Source organism: Sphingomonas sp. (genome assembly GCF_035714405.1).
In the GTDB taxonomy this organism is placed as follows: Bacteria; Pseudomonadota; Alphaproteobacteria; order Sphingomonadales; family Sphingomonadaceae; genus Sphingomonas.
The window spans coordinates 1-20,262 of the sequence record NZ_DASTMA010000017.1; the positions used below are offsets into that span (position 1 = coordinate 1).

Consider the following 20,262-nt stretch of genomic DNA (forward strand, 5'->3'; position numbering starts at 1 on the left):
CCGGTATTAGCAGTCATTTCTAACTGTTATTCCGAACCCAAGGGCAGATTCCCACGCGTTACGCACCCGTGCGCCACTAGACCCGAAGGTCTCGTTCGACTTGCATGTGTTAGGCATGCCGCCAGCGTTCGTTCTGAGCCATGATCAAACTCTCAAGTTGATGTACGAGCCAAGCGCGGGGGAAAACCCACGCAAGGACCGCTCATCTCAGGGAGCCCAACCTGCACATTACATAAAACTGTGGATATGTAATGAGACATGTTAGGCTTGGCTTTAACCGAGCACCCGACACCCTGAGGTTGCCGGACCCGGAGCCGCCGCCCACATGTCCCTTCATCTTGACCAACAATGTCAAAGAGCGCAAAGAACCGACGCCTTGGTGTTACCCTCTTTTGGAGGGCGACCCGGGCGCCTGGCTATTTGGTGACCGCCTCGTTGGACCGTGTGGTCCGTCGCTGCGGTGACACCCATCTAGGTTAGGACATTCGGTCCGTCAAACCCTTTTTTGCAGTTTTCTCACTTCGAGTGAAAAAAGTTCCGGAAATTCGTGGGTTTACCGGTTGTAAGCACCCCTGCCGCTAGGCTTCCGCGCGATGGACGCCGCCCTGCCCCCGCCGAATCGCGCCGGAGAATCGCTTGCGGCGAAGATCCGCAGCGCCGTCATCTGGCGCTCCGGGAGCCAGATCCTGGCGCAGATCGTCCAGTGGGGCGCGACCTTTCTCGTCATCCGCATCCTCCAGCCCGCCGACTATGGCCTCTACGCCATGACAGGGGTGGTGCTCGGCTTCCTCAACCTCCTCAACGGCTACAGTCTGGCGAGCGGCCTGATCCGCGCACCGGAGATCACGCGGCTACAGGTGCGACAGCTGTTCGGCATGCTGCTGGTGCTGAACGCAGTGCTGGCGCTGCTGCAGCTCGCGGCCGCGCCGCTGGTCGCCGGCTTCTATCGTCAGCCGGAGGTAGCGACGATGCTGCGCGTCCAGGCGGCGCTTTATCTGTTCACGCCGTTTATCGCCCTCCCCTATGCGCTGCTCGCGCGCGAGATGGATTTCGCCAAGCAGGCGCGGGTCAACATCCTCGCCGCCCTCGCCAGCGCCGCCGCGGCGCTCGGTGGCGCGCTGGCCGGGTGGGGCGTATGGACCCTGGTCTGGGCGCCGATCGTGCTGTTCGGAGTGCGCGCGGTCGGCATGACCTGGGCGGCGCGCTCGCTGGTATGGCCGTCCTTCCGCTTCCGCGGCGCGGGCGCGCTCGCCCGCTTCGGCGGGGTGATGGCGGCCGGCCAGGTGTTCTGGTTCGCGCAGTCCCAGGCCGACGTGCTGATCGCGGGCCGCTGGTTCGACGCGCATGCGGTCGGGCTTTATACCACCGCGCTGTTCCTGACGCAGATCTTCCAGAACAAGGTCGTGCCGCCTTTGAACGAGGTCGCCTTCTCCGCCTATGCGCGGATGCAGGACGAGCCCGGCGCTGTGGGACGCGCATTCGTCACCACGGCCGGCGCGATCATGACCGCGGCGCTGCCGCTGTATCTCGGCGCCGCCGTCACCGCCGAGCCGCTGGTGCTGTTCGCGCTGGGCGAGAAGTGGGTCGGCGCGGTACCTGTCGTCCAGCTGCTCGCCTGCGCGATGCCGTTCATGACGCTGTATGTGCTGATGCCGCCTGCCAGCGACGCGATCGGCCAGCCCGGCATCGGCGTGCGCGCGTCGATGATCGGGGCGGTCGTGCTGCCGTTCGCCTATCTGGTCGGGGTGCGGTGGGGGCTGACCGGCCTGGCGGGCGCGTGGCTGGTCGCCTATCCGATCATGCTGGCGGTGCTCGCCGCGCGCGTGCTGCCCGCGATCCAGGCCTCGCCGCGCGCGCTGCTGGCTGCGATCATGCCGGCGGTACAGGCGGCGCTGGCGATGGCGGCGACCGTGGTGCTGGTCGACCGCCTCCGGCCGATCGAGTCGCCCGGCTTGCGGCTGCTGCTGCTGATCGGTGCCGGCGGCACGGTCTATGCCGGCTGGATGCTGGCCTTCTCGCGCGAAACGGTGCGCGACCTGATAACGCTGGTCAGGCGGCGCTGAGCGCGGCCGTCGCCGTGCGGGTCGCGCGCATGTAGCTCGTGCCGTGAAAACGATAGGTGCCCACATAATGCACCAGCCGCGCGTCCGCAGGTGGCGCCTCGTTCCAAAAGTTCAGATAGCGGTCATAGGGCAGCAGCATCGGATCGGGCGTGTTGGCGATCAGGAAGTTGGAGGTGACCTGCTCGGTTCCCCATTCCCCCCACCGCGCCGCGCCGAGCCGGGCTTCCATCGCGATCGAGAACGCCTCGGCCAGGGCGCGGCCGTCCCCGCTCGGTGCCAGGCCGGTGAAGCCGGCACAGCCCCTGACATAGCGGGGCGCCGGCAATTGCGGCAGCGCCAGCGCGTCCAGGCACCGCTCGCTCGCCTTCTGGATGTGGAGCGGCGGCGCCTCGATCGGTAGCTGGGCGACGAATGCATTAATCGGCATCAGCTGCGCATCCGCCTCGCCGCGGATGGTGAAGCTCCGCCCCGCCTCGATCGCCGCCGCCACTTCGGGCACCGCGCCGCAGGTCACGGTGTCGGAATCGATCTGGACGATATAGTCCGCCGAGCGCAGGTCCAGGATCGTCAGCAGCCGCTCCCAGGTGCCGCCGCGCGGACACGGACCGGTATCGACGGCATCGATGTGGTGGATGACCGGGTCGCCGCAGTGATGGGCGAGCGTCCGGCGATCGGCGGCGGTGAGGCTGCCGTCGTCCAGGATCTCCACGCGCCCACGCCCGAGCTGGTGGTGCAGCGACTTGACCGCGACCAGATAGGGCAGCACCGCCCTGCTCCCGAGCATCGAGAACAGCACCACGCCGTCATTGCGCGGCCGGATCGGCGGGGTGTCCAGCACCCCGCGGGCCAGCGCCAGGTGCCGGCGCATCTTCCACGCCCAGTTCAGATGTTCCAGGATCGTCGGCATAGGCCCTGCCGGATAGCGGACCTCCCGTTAACGCACGCCTACGCCGACTGGATATAATCCCGCATCGCCGCCGCATCGGCCTCGATCCGGTCGATGCGATACTTCACCAGATCGCCGATCGAGACAAAGCCGACCAGTGCGCCGTCGGCCACCACTGGCAGATGGCGGATGCGTCGCTGCGTCATCAGTGACAGCGCGCCGATCACCGGCTGCTCCGGCGCGACGCTGATCGCCGGCGCCGTCATTGCCTCGCGCACGGATCCATCCAGCGCAGCAGCGCCCTTGGCCTGCAGGCAGTGAATCACGTCGCGCTCGGAGAAGATGCCGGCAACGGCGCCGTCCTCGACCACCGGGACCGCACCGATCCGCCGCTCGGACAGCAGCTTCACCGCATCGGCGACGCTGGCGTCCGGACCGATGGAGACCACGTCGGGGCCCTTGTCCCTCAGGATCGCCGCGATCGTCATGGACCTCTCCTCCCATTATTGGCGACGAGTGTTCCACAAGCTTGGCCGCCGGCAAAGCACCCATATCAACAAGGCCGGCCCCGCGGGGTGCGGGACCGGCCTTGCGGATCGGCTCGGAATGTCGACGTCCTATTCGGCGGCGTTCGGCGTGTCCTCCGCCGGCCGCACACGGCGACGACGCGGCTTGGCTTCGACCGGCGCCGCATCGTTCGCGGCCATGGTCAGCGACGGCGGCAGGCGATCCGCCTCCAGACCGACATGGTCGAAGCCGGCCGCCTCGGCTGCGGGCTCGACCTGACGCGGCGGGCGACCGCGCCGGCGCGGCGCCGGAGGATCGAGCGGACGGTCGGCCTCGAGCACCTCTTCGGCGCGGCCCTCCAGCGATTCGCTGGCGCCGAGCGGCTCGGCCCGGCGCTGCGCCGCGATCTCGACTGGCGGCTGCTCGGGGCGTCGCTCGCGCGGGCGCTCCTGCCACTCGCCACGCGGACGGGCGTCGCCATTGCCGTCGCGACGGACTTCGCGGTCGGCGCGCGGCCGGTCGTCGCGACCGTTGGCGCGATCCTCGCGTTGCGGACGATCGTCACGCTGCGGGCGGTCCTCGCGCTGCCGGTCATAGGACCGGTCGTCACGCTGGGGGCGATCGTCGCGTTGACGGTCCTGGCCCCGATCGTTGGACCGGTCGCCCGAGCCGCCTTCGCGCATCTCGGCGCGGGCGGCGTCCTGCTCGTTGCCGCGGATCGGCTCACCCTCGTCGCCGAACTCGTCGTCGCCATCCAGATCGAACGCGTCGCGGCCACGGTTGGGCTGCTGCTCGTCCAGGCGGCCGCGCTGCTCGCTCAACACCCGAAAATAATGGTCCGCATGCTGCAGATAATATTCGGTGGCGACGCGATCGCCCGAACGCTGCGCGTCGGCGGCCATGTTCTTGTATTTCTCGTGGAGCTGGGTGGCATTGCCGCGCGCCCGGCTGTCGATGCGGCTGCCATTGCCTTGCTGGCCACCACCCTGACGCGGGCCATTGTTGTTGTTGCCACCGCGACCGCGCCGGCGACCCGGCTGCCGATTGTTGATCAAGCTTCTCGTCCTCGTACTCGAATATTGAGACTGGCCAAAACTGGTCGTGCTCCCGAATGCGGCGCCGTTCGCCCGGCCGCGCAGATCGCAGGCCCGACGTATCGTCACGGCCGCGGAACCCTGTTGCGGCGCTGTCACGAAGGTGCGGGCTATTCCCCCGATTCAACCACTTGCGTTGAATGCGTATGCCCCTGCCAAGCCAATAGCGGGGTGGACGCCCGTCTCACAAGAGAAATGTGGGAGGACGGGTCGCTTTGTTCAAGGCGTGGCCGTGACGCAACGGTCCCGACCGCCAAGGTCTTGATGAACGTTAATCGTCAGTCCGTGCGCGGTCAGCAGCGCCGAGACGGCGTTAGCCTGCTCATGCCCTATCTCGATACAGGCAATGCCGCCGTGCGCGAGCAGGCGGGGCAAGGCGGGCGCGATGCGGCGATAGGCATCCAGCCCGTCGGCGCCGGCGAACAAAGCCTCGGCCGGCTCATACCGGCTGACCTCTTCCGGCAGCGGCTCGGCTTCGGCGATGTAGGGCGGGTTGGCGAGCACCAGGTCGAAGCGTTCGCCGATACCATCGGCCCAGTCGCCGTTCCGGAACGCGACACGCGCCGCCATTCCGAGCGCGCGGGCGTTAAGCTGCGCGTAAGTCAGCGCCGCGGGCGATTGCTCGATCCCGAGCCCGGAGGCTTCCGGCCATTGGTCGAGCGCCGCGAGCAGCAGCGTCCCCGACCCGACGCCGAGATCAAGTATGCGCCTCGGCCCGGGCGTGCCGGCGAAATGCGCCACCGCGGCCTCGATCAGCGTCTCGCTGTCCGCGCGCGGGATCAGGACACCCGGTCCGACCTCGAGGTCGATCGTCCAGAACCCGCGCGTGCCGGTGATATAGGCGACCGGCTCCTGCGCCGCGCGACGCTCGACCAGCGCCGCGAAGGTCGGCGGCACCGGACGCGCGGGGTCGGACAGCAGGGCGTGGCGCTCGATGCCGAGCGCGTGAGCGAGGATGAGTTCGGCATCGAGGCGCGGCGTGGCCGAGAACGCGAAGCGAGCCGTGGCGTCGCGCAAGGCTTCGCAAACGGTCATCGCATGTTCGACAAGGCTATGATTTCCGCTGTCCTACAATCCTCGGGACGTGTCACGGCGCGGGCGCTCTTTCTCAGCACCAGTCCCTCTCCCGCCTTGCCGCCCGCGGAGCCCGGAGTCCGGCACCCGGCAAGTGTTTGAGCCTCAACTTCCCCTAAACTTCCGCGTCCGGCCTGCGCCGATCCGCAGTGCGCGAGCCTCAACTTCCCCTCAACTTCCGCGACCCTCACCCCTCCAGCGACGCCAGCCGCTCCGCCTCGTCCTGCGCGATCAGCGCGCCGATCAGCTCTTCCATGTCGCCCTCGAGGATCTCGGGCAGGCGATGCAGCGTCAGGTTGATGCGGTGGTCGGTGACCCGCCCCTGCGGGAAATTATAGGTGCGGATGCGCTCCGACCGATCGCCCGAGCCGACCATCGACTTGCGCGCGCCCGCCCGCTCCTGGTGCAGGCGGTCGCGCTCCTGTTCGTACAGCCGGGTGCGCAGAACGCGGAGCGCCTTGGCCTTGTTCTTGTGCTGCGATTTCTCGTCCTGCTGGATGACGACCAGCCCGGTCGGAATGTGGACGATGCGCACCGCGCTATCGGTGGTGTTGACCGACTGCCCGCCCGGCCCCGACGAGCGATAGATGTCGATGCGCAGGTCCTTGGCCTCGTCGATCTGGACATCGACCTCCTCCGCCTCGGGCAGCACCGCGACGGTCGCGGCGGAGGTGTGGATGCGCCCCTGGTTCTCGGTCGCCGGCACGCGCTGTACGCGGTGGACGCCGGATTCGAACTTGAGCCGCGCGAACACGCCCTTGCCCGCGACGCTCGCGACCGCCTCCTTGAAGCCCCCGGAATCCGAGGAGGAGGCGGAGATCAGCTCGACCCGCCACCCCTGCCCTTCGGCGTAGCGCTGGTACATGCGGAACAGGTCGCCCGCGAACAGCGCCGCCTCGTCGCCGCCGGTGCCCGCCCGGATCTCCAGCATCGCCGCGCGCTCGTCCGCCGCGTCGCGCGGGAGGAGGGCGAGCGCGAGCCGGCGGTCGGCGGCGTCGAGCAACGCCTGGTTGGCGTGCAGCTCCTCCGCCGCCATCGCCCGCATCTCGGCATCGCCGTCCTGCGTCATATACTGCAGGCTGTCCGCCTCCTGCCGCAGCCGCCGCACCTCCGCCGCTGCCTCGGCCACCGGCTCCAGCTCGGCATATTCCTTCGATACCTGCACGAAGCGGTCACCGGTCAGGTCGCCGGTCGCCATCAGCGCCTGCAACTCGTCACGCCGCGCCTCGATCTGCCGGATGCGGTCGGGAGAGATGGTGGTCATGCCGACCATGGCTCGATGACTGCATCGAGCTGTGCGCCTCGAGGAGCGAGCAGATCACTTGAAAGTGAAAAGGTGGCGGCGAGAACTTCAACGACCGAACTGATTGCCGCATCTCCGCCCTCATGTGGCTGATTTGCTCTAAGCGATATTCCGACGTTTGAGGCGCCACCTGCTGCTATGCGCGGCGGGGTCACAATGAGCCGGCTTTGGCTTCGCGACTTCGTAGCGAGCTCTGACCGCCGCTTGAAATTACCTCGGTAGGCCATGTCGGCAACGAGTCCAGCACTGCGCAAGGCAGTAGCCAATCGAACGGCGACAGGCTCGGCTTCCAGATTTTCAGGTATGAGAGTGACGGCCGGGGAGGGATTGCCCGCCTCCTCCACCAGCATCGCCAGCCGCTCCACCCCCGCAGCCCAGCCGACGCCCGGGGTCTCGGGCCCGCCGAGCGTACCGATCAGCCCATCGTACCTGCCGCCGCCGATCACCGTCCCCTGCGCCCCCAGCCCGTCGGTGACGAACTCGAACGCTGTGTGCCGATAATAATCGAGCCCCCGCACCAGTCGCGGGTTGCGGGTCCACTTCACCCCCGCCGCATCGAGCCCCGCGGTCACCGCATCGAAGAACGCCCGCGCGTCGGCCGTCAGGAACGCATCGATGTCCGGCGCGGAGTCCGCCGCCGGGCGGTCGCGCGGGTCCTTGGAATCCAGAATGCGCAGCGGGTTCTTGGCCAGCCGCTCGACACTCTCCGGCGACAACTCCCCCCGCCGCGCCTCGAAATGCGCCACTAGCCCCGCACGCCAGGCATCCCGTGTCTCCGCATCGCCCAGCGTATTCAGCTGCAGCGTCACGCCCTCGATCCCGAGCTCGCTCAACAGCTGATCCGCCAGCACCAGCAGCTCGACATCCGCCGCCGGTTCGGCCGCGCCGATCACCTCGGCGTCGATCTGGTGGAACTGGCGGAAGCGGCCCTTCTGCGGGCGTTCGTAGCGGAACACCGGGCCGCTGGTCGCCAGCTTCATCGGCGCGTGCTGCTGCCAGCCGTTGCCGATGTACGCCCGCGCGATGCCGGCGGTGAACTCCGGCCGCAGCGTGATCGAATCGCCGCCCTTGTCGGCGAAGGTGTACATCTCCTTCGACACCACATCGGTGGTCTCGCCGATCGAACGCGCGAACACCTCGGTCGCCTCGAACACCGGGATGTCGATGCGCTGGAAGCAGTACAGGGCGCGCACCCGCTCGAACGTGGACAGCACATGCGCAAAGCGGCGCTGCTCCTCAAAGGCGATATCCTGGGTGCCGCGAACGCGTTGAGGAGTTTTGGACATAAGTCGCGGGTCTCTAGGCGAGGGCACGGCTTGCGGCAACGTGGCCGCCGCTCCACCTTCCCTTCGCGCCACCTTTGAGCTAAGGGCCGCGCGCTCCACACAGGAAGGTTTCGTTTGCCCAAGGAAGAACTGCTCGAGATGCGCGGCCGCGTGGTGGAGTTGCTCCCCAACGCGATGTTCCGCGTGCAGCTCGAGAACAACCACGAGATTCTCGGCCACACGGCCGGCAAGATGCGCAAGAACCGCATCCGCGTGCTGACCGGCGACGAGGTGCTGGTCGAACTGACCCCCTACGACCTCACCAAGGGCCGCATCACCTATCGGTTCATGCCGGGCCGCGGCGGTCCGGGGCCGTCCTGAGGCCTGTCGCGTACTGAACGCTCCCCCGGCCAGCGCCGGGGCCCAGTGATCCTGGGCATTGCGCTTGCGGCTCCGGGCCCGGCGTTCGCCGGGGAAGGTGAAGAACCGCATGCCTGACCTTGTCCTCGCCTCCTCTTCGCCACGACGGCTCGATCTGCTGAAGCGGCTCGGCGTCACGCCAGCGCGCGTGACCTCCCCCGCTATCGACGAGAGCCCGCTCAAGGGCGAGGTGCCGCGCGTCTATGCCCTGCGCCTCGCCGCCGCGAAGGCCGAAGCGGTCGCGCGCGCGCCCGGCGAGGTGGTGCTGGCCGGTGACACGACCGTCGCACTCGGCCGCCGCATCCTGCCCCCCGCCGACACGCCCGACCTGCAGCGCGAACTACTCGGTAAGCTGTCGGGCCGTCGTCACCATGTCCTCTCCGCCGTCTGCGTGATCGACGCCGCCGGCAAGGCCCGCGCCCGGATCGCCGACACGATCGTCGCGTTCAAGCCGCTCTCCGCCGCCGAGATCGACGCCTATGTCGCCGGCGGCGAGGGACTGGGTAAGGCGGGCGGTTATGCGGTGCAGGGCTATGCGGAGGCGTTCGTGCGCTTTCTCAGCGGCTCGCATTCGGGCGTGATCGGGCTGCCGCTGTTCGAGACGCGTGCACTGCTCAAGACCGCAGGCCTGCCGCTTGCCTGAATGGTTGTACGAAGCCGGCATCGGCGAAGAGCGCGCGGCGCTGATCGCGGACGGACGGATCGTCGAGGCGGCGCTCGAGGTCGACGGCGGCGTGCGGGTCGGCCTGGTCGCGCGCGCGCGGCTGATCGGCCCTGGCCTCGTCCGCCTCGACAGCGGGGTGCAAGCGCAGCTGGCAAGCGCGCCCGGCGTGCCGGAGGGAGGTGCGCTGACAGTGGCGATCACCCGCGAGGCCATCCCTGAGCCGGGCCGCGCGAAGCTCCCCCGCGCCATCGCCAGCGGTGCCGCGCCCGCACCCGCGCCCGGACTGCTGGCACGATTGACGGAGCATCCGGTGCGTCGGCTCTCGGCGCACGAGCCCGACCTGCTGGAGGCGGCCGGCTGGTCCGAGCTGCTGGAAGAAGCGCGAACCGGCGACATCGCCTTCCCCGGGGGGGCGCTCAGGATGTGGCCGACCCCAGCCATGACCTTGTTCGATGTCGATGGCGCCGAGCCGCTCGAACCCCTCGCGACGGGCGGAGCCGAGGCCGTGGCCCAGGCCATCCGTCGCCACGGCATCGGTGGCTCGATCGGCATCGATTTCCCGACGCTCGGCGGCAAGGCGGCGCGACTGGCGGTCGCGGCCGTGCTCGATCGCCAGCTGCCGCCGCCGTTCGAGCGCACCGCCGTCAACGGCTTCGGCTTCCTCCAGATCGTCCGCGCGCGACCGCGAGCATCGTTGCCCGAACTGCTCCGCGCCGATCCCGTCGGCGCCGCCGCCCGCGCCATGCTGCGCCGGCTGGAACGCGAGCCCGGTCCCGCACGACGCCATCGCGTGCCCGCCGCCGTGCTCGACTATGTGCAAGCCCGCCCGCAGTGGCTCGCGGAACTCGCGCGCCGGACCGGCGCTAGACCCAATCTCGAAAGCGACTGATGACCTGCCCGATCTGCGACAAGCCCGCCTCACGCCAGCATACCCCCTTCTGCTCGCAGGGCTGCCGCGACCGCGACCTGCTGCAATGGCTCAACGAGGGCTATCGCGTCCCCACACGCCCCGGCGACGAGGATGAAGACGGGCTGGACAGCCCCGACACGTCCCACTAAGGCCGCGCTTCCGGCCGGCGGTCGGGTGCGCCCTGGTAGCTCAGTGGTAGAGCAGACGACTGAAAATCGTCGTGTCGGTGGTTCGACTCCGCCCCGGGGCACCATCCGCTGGCCGGCCTGCCGCAGCGGAGCTGCGACAGGACGCGGCGCCGATCGGCCGGGGCGTGGCGACCGACGTGTGACAGGCCTTGCCGGTGACCGCGCCACGATTAACCCGCATCAGCCATTTTCCCGCGCCCCCGACCCGTCCCGCCATCCGTTGTGCCCTCGTCTTTTCCGACGCGGAGCCCCTATGACCGATAAGTCCACGCACCCTGCGACCCTCGCCCTGGTCGCGACTGGCGGCGCGATGGCCGGCTGGTGGTGGCAGAGTCGGGCTCGTCAAGCCGCGCTGGAGGAGCGCACCCGTGTCCGCCTGCGCGCCTGGTCGATGCGCTGATGCGCATCCATCACCTCAATTGCGGCACCTGCTGCCCGCCGGGAGGGCGGCTGTTCGACGGACGCAGCGATACGCCGCGCGGCGCGCTGGTGTGCCATTGCCTGTTGGTCGAGACGAACGCCGGGCTGGTACTGGTGGATACCGGGTTCGGCACTAAGGATGTCGATCACCCCCAATACCGGCTGTCGAAGTTCTTCTTTGGCCTCAACCAGCCGCAGCTGCGCCGCGAGGAAACGGCGCTCGCGCAGGTCCGCGACTTGGGGTTCGATCCCAAGGACGTGCGGCACATTGTCGTCACTCACCTCGACTTCGACCATGCCGGCGGACTGGAGGACTTCCCCAACGCCGCCGTGCACGTCACCGCGCGCGAGAAGGAAGTCGCGGACGAAGGTGCTGGCGGCGCGTTCGTGGGTGACAAGCGGTATCGCCCGCGACAGTGGAACGGCGTCAACGACTGGCGGCTCTATCCCTTCGGCGGCGGCGAACGCTGGTTCGGATTCGACGCGGTCCGTGGCCTGAAGGGCCTGCCGCCGGAGATCCTGCTCGTGCCGCTCGCCGGTCATACCTGGGGCCATGCCGGCGTGGCGGTGCAGGAGGACGGCGGCAAGTGGCTGTTCTACGCCGCCGATGCCTATTTCCATCATGCCGAGATCGGGCACGAGCGGTACGAGTGTCCACCTGGCCTGCGCGGCTATCAGCACCTGATGAATGTCGACGCGGCGGCGCGTCTTCAGAATCAGCAGCGGGTCAGGCGCCTGTCCCTGGATCATGGCGACGAGGTGCGCATCTTCTGCGCGCATGATGTGCTCGAATTCGAGCTGCTCGCCGGCCGCCGTTATGACAAGGCGGCGACCGCTCAGACCTTGGCGGCGTAGATCATCCGGCCTTCGCCAAGACGGCGGAACACCTCGTCAAGGTCGCCCTCTCCCACCGCGAAGCAACCCTGGCTGCGGCCGAGCATGCCGTGGGTCTGCAGCATCGACGGATTGGCGTACCAGGCGGCGTGGACGACGATCGCACGCGGCAGTGCCTGATCGTTGGTAGGATCAAGGCCGATCAGCCGCTGCGAGCGACCATGCTTGCCGACATAATAATTCGATGTGAGATACGCGCCCTCCGACGAGGCGTTCGACCCTTCCTGATTGGAGAAGCGCTGCAGCCAGCCGGTATGACGCGGATCGGAGCCGCTGCCGTGCGAGACCAGAAACGACTTGCTGGTGCCGTTGTAGAGATCGATCAGATGAAAGCGCGCCTGCGCCGAGGGGGAGGCGAAGTCGGCAATGGCGATCCGATCGCGCGCCACCCCAGACCCCTGCGCGTCGAGCGATGCCAGCGCACGGCGGAGCAGCTGCGGCCGGACGATTTTGGCGGAGGTAACGGGCGCGGCCGGGACCATTGGCGACGGCAGCGGCTGAGCCCGCGGCATCAGCGTGCCTTGCGTCAGCCTCTGCACTGTCGCGGACACCGCGCCCGGCACAGCCAGAACGCCGGCGAGCACCATGCCGTTCTTCAGCACCGCACGACGGCCGTGCGCCGTGTTCATCACCTGATGCATCGACGAAAATCTCCCAGCCCGCGCTCTCCATATAGCGGGTTTGACCCTGAATTTCTTTAGCATTGCCGGGAGGTTGCATCCCATTTTGCTCTGCCGGGCGCGTGACTCCCACGTTTCGTCGCACCCGCACGATTGAACCCAGATCAAGCTCGGGCGTTTGGCGGGCGGACGAAGGAGTTCGGGTATGTCAAGCGTAAACCGGTCGGTCGCGACGCTCGCGGCCGTGCTGATGGGCCTTGCATCGCCGGCGGTGGCGAGCGGCAACGAGGGTGCGGTTGCGGTGGAGACCGCTGCGGTGGCGCTCGGCCCCAACCAGTTCGTGTGGACCGACACGGCGAGCGCGGATCCGGTCAACATCGTCATCAACATCGCCGAGCAGCGTGCCTATGTTTATCGTGGTGAGACACTGATCGCCGCGACCACCGTGTCGACGGGCAAGGATGGCAAGGACACGCCGTCGGGCACCTTCACGATCCTGCAGAAGAAGATCGACCACAAGTCGAACCTGTACGATTCGGCGCCGATGCCGTTCATGCAGCGGCTGACCTGGGACGGGGTTGCCATCCATGCCGGCAAGAACCCAGGCTATCCCGCCTCGCACGGCTGCATCAGGGTGCCGCTCGCCTTCGCCAAGAAGCTGTATGGGATCACGGCGGTCGGCACGACTGTCACCGTGGTGGGCGCCGACGGAGAGATCGCGCCGACCGTATATGACGGCACCGGCACCGCCAGTGAGACGGCGAGCGCGAACAAGGCCGGCCTGCAAGTCGCGTCTCGCTAAGACTCGCGCGCGGCAGCTCTCCGCCGCCCCCGCCACCAAAGGCCGATCACCGACAGCAAGCCACCTAGCGCGATCAGCATGCCGCCGAACCAGATCAGCGTCACGAACGGCCTCCACCACAGCCGCAGCTGCCAGCGGCCGTCTGCCCCTGCCTGCGTCAGCACGGTGCGGAGCCGACCGTTCCACGCGGTCAGTATCGCGGATTCCAGGGCGGTTGTCGGCGGATCGGAGAAGAAGCGCTGCTGCGGCAACAGCACGCGCGTGCGCCGCCCCTTCACAACGTCGAGCCGCGCCTGCAGCGCCGACCAGTTCTCCCCGACCACCGGCGAGATGCCGCGCAGCGTCACGCGATAAGGGCCGACGCTGATCGGCTCGTCGACGCGGGCGGGGACCAGCCGCTCGACAGTGAAGGCGCTCGCGCACACCATCCCGGCAAGGCTGACTGCGACGCCGAAGTGCGCCACCACCATCCCCCAGGTGAAGAGAGGCGTCCCAAGCAGGTTGCGACCCCACAGCGGCGCCGAGCTGGCTACCGCGAGGCCGATCGCGAGCGCAAGTCCGGCCAGCGGCAGCCACCCGATGCCCGAGCCCGCCACCAGCAACGCCGCGCTCAGCCCGGTGGCCGCTAACGGCCAGGTGAGGCGACCGAGCACCGGGTTGCGATCGTCGCCCCGCCAACGCAGCAGCGGCCCGGCCGCCATGACCATTACCAGCAGCGTCAGGATGAGCGCGCCGCGCTGCGGATACCCTGCGAAGTCGATCTCCGCGCGTGGCAGGAACGTGCCCAGCATCGACATCGAGAAGGCGACCATGGCCAGCATGATCGTCCAGGCGCGCTGGCCATCGCGGGTCGCCAGTACGGTCATCGAATGCAGCAGCACGGTTGCCGCCAGCCATGGCAGCAGCGACGCATTTTCGATGGGGTCCCATATCCACCAGTCGCCCGCGCCAAGCTTGCGATCGGCCAGGTAGCTGTCTGCCGTAATGCCGAGCGTCAGCATCACCCACGCGCCCAGCACCCAGGGCCGCATCGCACGCACCAAGGCCGGCCCGACATCGCGCGTCACTAGCGCCCCCAGGGCCATGGAGGAGGCGACGCTCAGCCCGACATAGCCCGCACAGAGTGGGAGGTAAAAGGTCGGGCCAGAGTCCTGCAAAAGCGGGTTGAACCCCTGCCCATCCGCAGGTGCTGGCAGGACCCGCGCGAACGGATTGGAGGCGAACAGCAGCAAGGCGTAGAAGCACAACGCGATCAGTGCTTGCGCACCCAGCGTCGCGATCAGGGTCCGCTCCGCCAGCCCCTTGCGCAATGCCACCGCGGCGCCTGCCACGCCCAGGATCGCGACCCAGAGCAGCATCGAACCTGCGTGATTCCTCCACGCGCCGGCCAGCTTGTCTGGCCAGGGCATGGCAGAATGACTGTTGGCCGCGACCAGCGACACACTCATGTCGGAGCGGAGGAACACGCCGATGAGCAGCAGCATGGCGACGGCGGCCAGGACGCCCTGGGTCACAGCAACGGGGCGGAAGGCGGCCGCAATTTGCTGAGCGATGAGGGGCGTGTCGCCGCGCTCCTGCGCTTCGGCACGCAGCGCGAGCCCCGCCAACACCAGCTGCAACACCGCCAGCGCCGTCGCCAGCCACAGCGCCGCGAGGCCCGCCTCGGCCATCATCGCAGGGTCGTCTCGCTCTCTGGCATCGCGTTCCTTTGTCGCCGCCGGCAGCGCGGGGTGCGATGCCGAATGCAGCGCGTCCGCTCCAGATCACCGGCGCTACCCGAACGATCTTGAGAAAGGGCCGGCTTCGACAAGAGCTTCGCGCGCCGACCGATGCTGATAGCCGCAGACGCCCATCCGATCACATCGCGCCCGGCCGCTCGCCTATTCCAGCTCCAGGATGATCTGGTCCACCGCCAGGCTCTCGCCAGCCTTGGCCTCGACGCTCTTGACGCGTCCCGCTTTGCCGGCGCGCAGGATGTTCTCCATCTTCATCGCCTCCACGACCGCGAGCGGCTGGCCGGCCTCCACCTTGTCGCCGACGCCGGCATCGAGGCGGACCAGCAAGCCCGGCATCGGCGCGAGGAGGAAACGCGATAAGTCGGGCGGCACCTTCTCGATCAGGTGCTTGGCATAGGGCGCGACATGCGCGGGCAGCACGCGCGCGACGTGGGCAGCGCCGCGCGTGGTGAGGCGGAAGCCGGTGCGGGTACGGGCGAGCTTCACGGTCAGCGGCTTGCCGTCGATCTCCGCCTCGATCAGCCGGTCGCCGGGCGTGTATTCCATGGCCAGGTCGAGCGGCTCGGCATCGACCAGCACCGTGTCGCGATCGAGCAGGACTTGGTGGTCGTGACCGCCGACACGGACGATCCACTCACCAGGCGGTCGCAGCCGCTTGCCGAGCTGTCCGTCCACCCGGCGGGCGCGATCCGCTTCGGCGGTCGCGGCGAAGGCAGCGACGGCGGCTAATGTCCGCAACAGGTCGTCCGTCGCCGGCGCCCCCGTGAAGCCGTCCGGATATTCCTCGGCGATGAACCCGGTCGTGATCGCGCCCGAGCGGAAGCGCGGGTGCTGCATGAGGGCGGACAGGAAGTCGATGTTGTTGCCGACGCCCTCGATCTCGAACCGGTCGAGTGCGGCGACCTGCGCGTCGATCGCGGCCGCGCGCGTCGGCGCCCAGGTGATCAGCTTGGCGATCATCGGATCGTAGAAGATCGACACCTCGCCGCCCTCGGTGACGCCGTCATCGACGCGGGTGTAGGGGTTCTCCCCTCCCGCTTGCGGGAGGGGCTGGGGGAGGGCTTGTCCGGCAGAAGGTGACATCCTCTTCCCCAACCCCTCCCGCAAGCGGGAGGGGGATTGATGTGCCTCCGCCTCCGGCGGCGCATATCGCACCAGCCGCCCCGTACTCGGCAGGAACCCGCGATACGGGTCCTCGGCATAGACGCGGTTCTCCACCGCCCAGCCGTTCAGCACCACATCGTCCTGCCCGAACGCCAGCTTCTCGCCGGCCGCGACGCGGATCATCTGTTCGACCAGGTCGAGCCCGGTCACCGCCTCGGTCACCGGGTGCTCGACCTGCAGCCGGGTGTTCATCTCGAGGAAGTAGAAGCTCTCGCCGGTCGTGTCGGCGCCGGAGACGATCAACTCGACCGTCCCGGCGGAGTAGTACCCCACCGCCTTGGCGAGTGCCACCGCCTGCTCGCCCATCGCCTGGCGCATCTTGGGCGTGACGAACGGCGACGGGGCCTCCTCCACCACCTTCTGGTGCCGGCGCTGGATCGAGCATTCGCGCTCGCCGAGGTACAGCACGGTGCCGTGCTGATCGCCGAGCAGCTGGATCTCGATGTGGCGCGGGGACTCGATGAACTTCTCGATGAACACGCGGTCGTCGCCGAAGCTCGCCAGTCCCTCGCGCTTGGTCGCCTCGAAGCCCTCGCGCACGTCCTGTTCGGACCAGGCGAGCCGCATCCCCTTGCCGCCGCCGCCTGCGCTGGCCTTCATCATCACCGGATAGCCGATCTCGCCGGCGATCCGGACGGCGTGCTCGGTGCCGTCGATCTCGCCCAGGAAGCCGGGGACCACGTTGACGCCCGCAGCCTGGGCCAGCTTCTTGGACTCGATCTTGTCCCCCATCGCCGCAATCGCCTTGGGCGGCGGGCCGACGAAGGCGATGCCGGCGTCGGCGCATGCGCGCGCGAAGCTCTCGCGCTCGGACAGGAAGCCGTAGCCGGGGTGGATCGCGTCCGCGCCGGTCTCACGCGCGGCGAGCAGGATCAGCTCGGGGTTGAGGTACGACTCCGCCGCCGGCGCTGGGCCAAGGCGAACGCTCTCGTCCGCCATCAACACGTGCGGCGCGCGCGCATCGGCGTCGGAGTAGACCGCGACGGTCGCGATCCCCATCCGCTTGGCGGTACGCATGACGCGGCAGGCAATCTCGCCGCGATTGGCGATCAGGATTTTCTTGAGCATGCGCTTAGCTGCCACCGATCGGTTGGCAGAGCGCATGTAAGTCGAGGGACGAGGGGCTGGCAGGTTTCTCCTCAGCTGCTCGGCTCGCGATCTTCCTGCATCAGAAAGGGTCCAAACCCCACGCTCAGAATCAGCCAGCCAACCAGCTTTGCGCAGATTGTCGCGAGCCCATTGTACCTTGTTAGGCCACTCTAAACGGTTGGTGCCATCCGTCATCCGGCGCTCGCGCAGCTCATCAGAGAGGGAGAATTGATCTGCCAACGGCGAGTATGTCTCGCGGCAGTCTACGCTCCCTCCAGCGTCGAGAAGAAGAATAGCAAGGCGATCGGCGACCGCGTTTTCTGTAGGGTACTCGTTCATTGTCACTCCGCCGCCACCCGCATCGGTTCCTCGCCCGCCAACGGCACCAGCCCCAGCTTCGCGAACAGCGCGGCATCCGCGCTGTCGCCGGCGTTGCCGGTGGTGAGGAGCTTGTCGCCGGTGAAGATCGAGTTGGCGCCGGCCAGGAAGCACAGCGCCTGCGTCGCCTCCGACATGCTTTCGCGGCCGGCGGAGAGGCGGACCATGCTCAGCGGCATGGCGATGCGCGCCGCAGCCACTACGCGGACGAATTCGATGTCATCGATCTTCGCCATCGGGGTGCCGGCAAGCATGTCGCCCAGCGGCGTCCCCGCGATCGGCACCAGCGCGTTCACCGTGACGCTCTCCGGATGGCGCGGCAGGGTGGCGAGCGCGTGGACGAAGCCGACGCGGTCCTCGCGCGTCTCCCCCATCCCGACGATGCCGCCGCAGCAGACGCTGACGCCGGCATCACGGACGTTCGCCAGCGTGTCGAGCCGCTCCTGATAGGTGCGCGTGGTCACCACCCGATCGTAATATTCGGGCGAACTGTCGAGGTTGTGGTTGTAGTAGTCGAGCCCGGCATCCGCGAGCGCGCGGGCCTGGCCGGCGTCGAGCATGCCCAGCGTCATGCACGTCTCAAGCCCCATCGCCTTGACGCCCTGGATCATCGCCGCGACCTTGGGGATGTCGCGGTCCTTGGGCGAGCGCCACGCCGCCCCCATGCAGAAGCGCTGCGACCCCGCCGCCTTGGCCTCCGCCGCCGCGGCGAGGACGCTGTCGACGTCCATCAGCTTCTCCGCCTTCAGCCCGGTATCGGCATGGGCGGATTGCGAGCAATAGCCGCAGTCCTCGGGACAGCCGCCGGTCTTGATGGACAGCAGCGTACAGAGCTGGATCTCGTCCGGCGCGTGGTGTGCGCGGTGGACGGTCTGCGCGCGGTGGAGGAGGTCGGTGAAGGGCAGGTCGAACAGCGCGCGCACCTGCTCCCGTGTCCAGTCCATGCGGATCTCTTCCGCAACAGAGCTCCTCCCCGGCGAAGGCCGGGGCCCAGCCGCCATCGCTTCGATGGCAGGCCGTTGCCCTTCCCCCTGATCTCTGCGCGACTGGGCGCCGGCCTTCGCCGGGGAAGAGTCCACCTTTACGTCTAACAGCACTTGGTCGGCTCCTCTGCTCGCCGCCGCGCATAGCCCGCCAATGCGCCGGCGTAAAACGGCGCCGCGCGCCGCTCGTGCTCGCCTGTCGCGGTTGAAGCGATATCGTTCGCGATCTTCCGCACAGCCCCCGAACTCAGCGCGCCCAGCGGCTTAACCGCAATACCGATGGTAAACAGCACGGCGTCCGTTTGCGGCAGACGTCGCAGCGTCTGGCGCTCGCTTCGAAGGAACAACGTGCTGCCCACATTCGCAGCGTCCACATGCGCAAAGCGGTCCGCAGGGTCGTCAACGGGCATGTACCGCCAGACATCGCTCGCGACGACGAACCAGTTCGACCGCCCATAGATCGGCCCCGGGGCAAGCGTGCGGAAGAAGTGATCCACCCCCGCCGCAAGCTGCTCGGCATAGCCGTGGATCGGCGCATGCACGGCGGTCAGCTTCAGGCCGATCTTGTCCACCAGCCGCCAGTCGGTCGGAAAGGCGACCGCGCCGCCGGTCAGGACGTGGTCGCCCGCCCTGTTGCGCTGCAAAATGCAGAGGTCCTCCCAGCAGGCCCGCGCCGCCTCGCGCAGCCCACCTTCGACCCCGACCAGCGCTGCCACTTCCCGTCCCGCCTCTTCGGCTTCAGGCAGGATCAGCACCGCGTCCGCATTCTCGTCGAACGCCACGGCGCGGGCAACGCGGTCGAATTCTGCCTGCAACCATTCGTCCTCGGACACGCGCGACAATCCCATTCGCAACGTGCGCGCGACCGTCACGGCGCCGGTCGCACCGGCAGCGCCACGTCGCACACGCTGGCCCCGCCCAGCGAGACCGTCGGCGGCCTCGGGTTCTCGCGCAGCCGCACCGCCGCCTCGAACCGGGAATTGTCGGCGGCCCGATACTGAAAGCGCGGTCGCTCGCCGGCGGGAATGTCGCTCGCCAGCCGGACGGACACGATCGCCGCATCCTCGCCCCGCGTCGCGTATACCCCCATCGGCGCCTCGCTGCGCGGCAGGGCGGAGAGGTGCCGCATGCCCTCGATGATCCGTCCCACTACCGTGTAGTTGCGGTCGAGCCGGCGGGCCGATTGGCCGATCGGCGTGAACAGCTCCGCCCCCGATCCGGTCGAGGGCAGCGCGTCGCGGGCGACACCGACCATCCCGTAGCAATGCGTCAGCCATGCCTCCCTGCCGTTGGTCGCGACCGGCCAGCCGTCGGCGGTAATGCCGGACGCTGTGGAGTAGGGATCGGGCCGCGCCATGCGCACCGCCGGCGTGAAGGCGGCGATCTCGAATTCCGCCGCCGGGCGGTCGGTGAGCCCTGTGGGCAGCGGCTTCTTCTCGGTTTGATCGCCCCATTGTGCGACCCAGTTCTCCTGAACGCGATACACGCTCAACCCGTCCCACCACCGCGCCCGGGCGAGCGCCCGCACATTGGCCACATGCGAAGGCGTGTAGGCGGCGAGCCGGATCACCACGCGCCTGTCATCGCCCAGCGTCATCACCAGCAGCTCGTCGTCCGGGATCGTACGCCAGTCAGCCTCCACCGCGTCGCTGGGCTGCGGTGTCTGCGCGGCGCCCGGAACACAGGCGAGCAGGGCGAGCGGGAGCAGGACGAAGCGTGACATGCCCGCCAGCTTGCCGCGCCCGCGCCCGACGCGCAATCGCTTGCGGCGGCGACAGGGAGGCGCTAGCGAGCCGGGCCTT

At 68.4% G+C, this 20,262-nt stretch carries 20 protein-coding genes, 1 tRNA gene, 1 rRNA gene and 1 pseudogene; 9 read left to right on the forward strand and 14 right to left on the reverse strand.

Features of this window, described 5'->3' with window-relative positions; genetic code table 11:
* Nucleotides 1–160, reverse strand: a 16S ribosomal RNA gene (locus tag VFQ64_RS06465); the annotation flags it as partial.
* 433 nt (nucleotides 161–593) lie between these two features.
* On the opposite strand from VFQ64_RS06465, the gene VFQ64_RS06470 reads away from it, so the two are divergent.
* Nucleotides 594–2,063 (forward strand): lipopolysaccharide biosynthesis protein, encoded by a 1,470-nt coding sequence (locus VFQ64_RS06470; protein ID WP_325102488.1) that lies wholly within the window; start codon nucleotides 594–596, stop codon nucleotides 2,061–2,063.
* On the opposite strand, the gene VFQ64_RS06475 is transcribed toward VFQ64_RS06470, so the two are convergent.
* The 6 genes from VFQ64_RS06475 to hisS form a co-directional block, all read right to left on the reverse strand.
* Complete coding sequence (locus VFQ64_RS06475; RefSeq protein WP_325102489.1) at nucleotides 2,050–2,970, reverse strand: hypothetical protein; 921 nt, start codon at nucleotides 2,968–2,970, stop codon at nucleotides 2,050–2,052. The two genes, VFQ64_RS06470 and VFQ64_RS06475, sit on opposite strands and share 14 nt — an antisense overlap.
* Nucleotides 2,971–3,008: 38 nt before the next feature.
* Complete coding sequence (locus tag VFQ64_RS06480) at nucleotides 3,009–3,437, reverse strand: CBS domain-containing protein (protein ID WP_325102490.1); 429 nt, start codon at nucleotides 3,435–3,437, stop codon at nucleotides 3,009–3,011.
* A 129-nt stretch (nucleotides 3,438–3,566) separates the two neighbouring features.
* Entirely contained in the window at nucleotides 3,567–4,511 is a 945-nt protein-coding gene (locus tag VFQ64_RS06485; protein WP_325102491.1) for a DUF4167 domain-containing protein, read from the reverse strand.
* Nucleotides 4,512–4,769: 258 nt separating this feature from the next.
* Entirely contained in the window at nucleotides 4,770–5,585 is an 816-nt protein-coding gene (gene prmC, locus VFQ64_RS06490; RefSeq protein ID WP_325102492.1) for a peptide chain release factor N(5)-glutamine methyltransferase, read from the reverse strand.
* Between the two features lie 226 nt (nucleotides 5,586–5,811).
* Nucleotides 5,812–6,888 carry a peptide chain release factor 1 gene (gene prfA, locus VFQ64_RS06495; protein WP_325102493.1) on the reverse strand — a complete coding sequence of 359 codons (1,077 nt, stop codon included), beginning with the start codon at nucleotides 6,886–6,888 and terminating at the stop codon, nucleotides 5,812–5,814.
* Nucleotides 6,885–8,213, reverse strand: a complete 1,329-nt coding sequence (hisS, locus tag VFQ64_RS06500) for a histidine--tRNA ligase (protein WP_325102494.1) — start codon at nucleotides 8,211–8,213, stop codon at nucleotides 6,885–6,887. Before hisS ends, prfA begins: the two co-directional genes overlap by 4 nt.
* A gap of 114 nt (nucleotides 8,214–8,327) precedes the next feature.
* On the opposite strand from hisS, the gene infA reads away from it, so the two are divergent.
* The 7 genes from infA (at nucleotide 8,328) to VFQ64_RS06535 (ending at nucleotide 11,649) form a co-directional block, all read left to right on the forward strand.
* A complete protein-coding gene (gene infA, locus VFQ64_RS06505) occupies nucleotides 8,328–8,573 on the forward strand; it encodes a translation initiation factor IF-1 (protein ID WP_197394904.1) in 246 nt (81 codons plus the stop codon).
* 109 nt (nucleotides 8,574–8,682) lie between these two features.
* Complete coding sequence (locus VFQ64_RS06510; protein ID WP_325102495.1) at nucleotides 8,683–9,255, forward strand: Maf family protein; 573 nt, start codon at nucleotides 8,683–8,685, stop codon at nucleotides 9,253–9,255.
* The gene (locus VFQ64_RS06515) at nucleotides 9,248–10,165 is read left to right on the forward strand and encodes a ribonuclease (RefSeq protein WP_325102496.1); all 918 of its coding nucleotides are present in this window, start codon (nucleotides 9,248–9,250) and stop codon (nucleotides 10,163–10,165) included. The genes VFQ64_RS06510 and VFQ64_RS06515 overlap by 8 nt, the downstream gene beginning before the upstream one ends.
* A complete protein-coding gene (locus tag VFQ64_RS06520; RefSeq protein WP_325102497.1) occupies nucleotides 10,165–10,335 on the forward strand; it encodes a DNA gyrase inhibitor YacG in 171 nt (56 codons plus the stop codon). The genes VFQ64_RS06515 and VFQ64_RS06520 overlap by 1 nt, the downstream gene beginning before the upstream one ends.
* A 29-nt stretch (nucleotides 10,336–10,364) precedes the next feature.
* A tRNA-Phe gene (locus VFQ64_RS06525) sits at nucleotides 10,365–10,439 on the forward strand.
* 188 nt (nucleotides 10,440–10,627) lie between these two features.
* Nucleotides 10,628–10,774 carry a hypothetical protein gene (locus tag VFQ64_RS06530; protein WP_325102498.1) on the forward strand — a complete coding sequence of 49 codons (147 nt, stop codon included), beginning with the start codon at nucleotides 10,628–10,630 and terminating at the stop codon, nucleotides 10,772–10,774.
* On the forward strand, nucleotides 10,774–11,649 hold the full coding sequence (locus tag VFQ64_RS06535; RefSeq protein WP_325102499.1) for an MBL fold metallo-hydrolase: 876 nt from the start codon (nucleotides 10,774–10,776) through the stop codon (nucleotides 11,647–11,649). Before VFQ64_RS06530 ends, VFQ64_RS06535 begins: the two co-directional genes overlap by 1 nt.
* Here the strand turns inward: VFQ64_RS06535 and VFQ64_RS06540 are convergent.
* Nucleotides 11,631–12,317 carry a murein L,D-transpeptidase catalytic domain family protein gene (locus tag VFQ64_RS06540; protein ID WP_325102500.1) on the reverse strand — a complete coding sequence of 229 codons (687 nt, stop codon included), beginning with the start codon at nucleotides 12,315–12,317 and terminating at the stop codon, nucleotides 11,631–11,633. The genes VFQ64_RS06535 and VFQ64_RS06540 overlap by 19 nt on opposite strands.
* Nucleotides 12,318–12,513: 196 nt before the next feature.
* Between VFQ64_RS06540 and VFQ64_RS06545 the strand changes: the two genes are divergently transcribed.
* A complete protein-coding gene (locus VFQ64_RS06545) occupies nucleotides 12,514–13,110 on the forward strand; it encodes a L,D-transpeptidase family protein (RefSeq protein ID WP_325102501.1) in 597 nt (198 codons plus the stop codon).
* Here the strand turns inward: VFQ64_RS06545 and VFQ64_RS06550 are convergent.
* The 6 genes and pseudogenes from VFQ64_RS06550 to VFQ64_RS06570 form a co-directional block, all read right to left on the reverse strand.
* A complete protein-coding gene (locus tag VFQ64_RS06550) occupies nucleotides 13,107–14,783 on the reverse strand; it encodes a heme lyase CcmF/NrfE family subunit (protein ID WP_325102502.1) in 1,677 nt (558 codons plus the stop codon). The two genes, VFQ64_RS06545 and VFQ64_RS06550, sit on opposite strands and share 4 nt — an antisense overlap.
* Before the next feature lie 207 nt (nucleotides 14,784–14,990).
* A complete protein-coding gene (locus VFQ64_RS06555) occupies nucleotides 14,991–17,078 on the reverse strand; it encodes an acetyl/propionyl/methylcrotonyl-CoA carboxylase subunit alpha (protein WP_325102503.1) in 2,088 nt (695 codons plus the stop codon).
* Between the two features lie 93 nt (nucleotides 17,079–17,171).
* Nucleotides 17,172–17,438 (reverse strand): annotated as a pseudogene (locus VFQ64_RS15600) (winged helix-turn-helix domain-containing protein); the annotation flags it as partial.
* Nucleotides 17,439–17,440: 2 nt separating this feature from the next.
* A complete protein-coding gene (gene bioB / locus VFQ64_RS06560; protein ID WP_414712874.1) occupies nucleotides 17,441–18,478 on the reverse strand; it encodes a biotin synthase BioB in 1,038 nt (345 codons plus the stop codon).
* 86 nt (nucleotides 18,479–18,564) lie between these two features.
* Nucleotides 18,565–19,293 carry a DUF3445 domain-containing protein gene (locus VFQ64_RS06565; RefSeq protein ID WP_325102505.1) on the reverse strand — a complete coding sequence of 243 codons (729 nt, stop codon included), beginning with the start codon at nucleotides 19,291–19,293 and terminating at the stop codon, nucleotides 18,565–18,567.
* Between the two features lie 35 nt (nucleotides 19,294–19,328).
* The gene (locus VFQ64_RS06570) at nucleotides 19,329–20,183 is read right to left on the reverse strand and encodes a peptidylprolyl isomerase (RefSeq protein ID WP_325102506.1); all 855 of its coding nucleotides are present in this window, start codon (nucleotides 20,181–20,183) and stop codon (nucleotides 19,329–19,331) included.
* Nucleotides 20,184–20,262 lie beyond the last annotated feature (79 nt).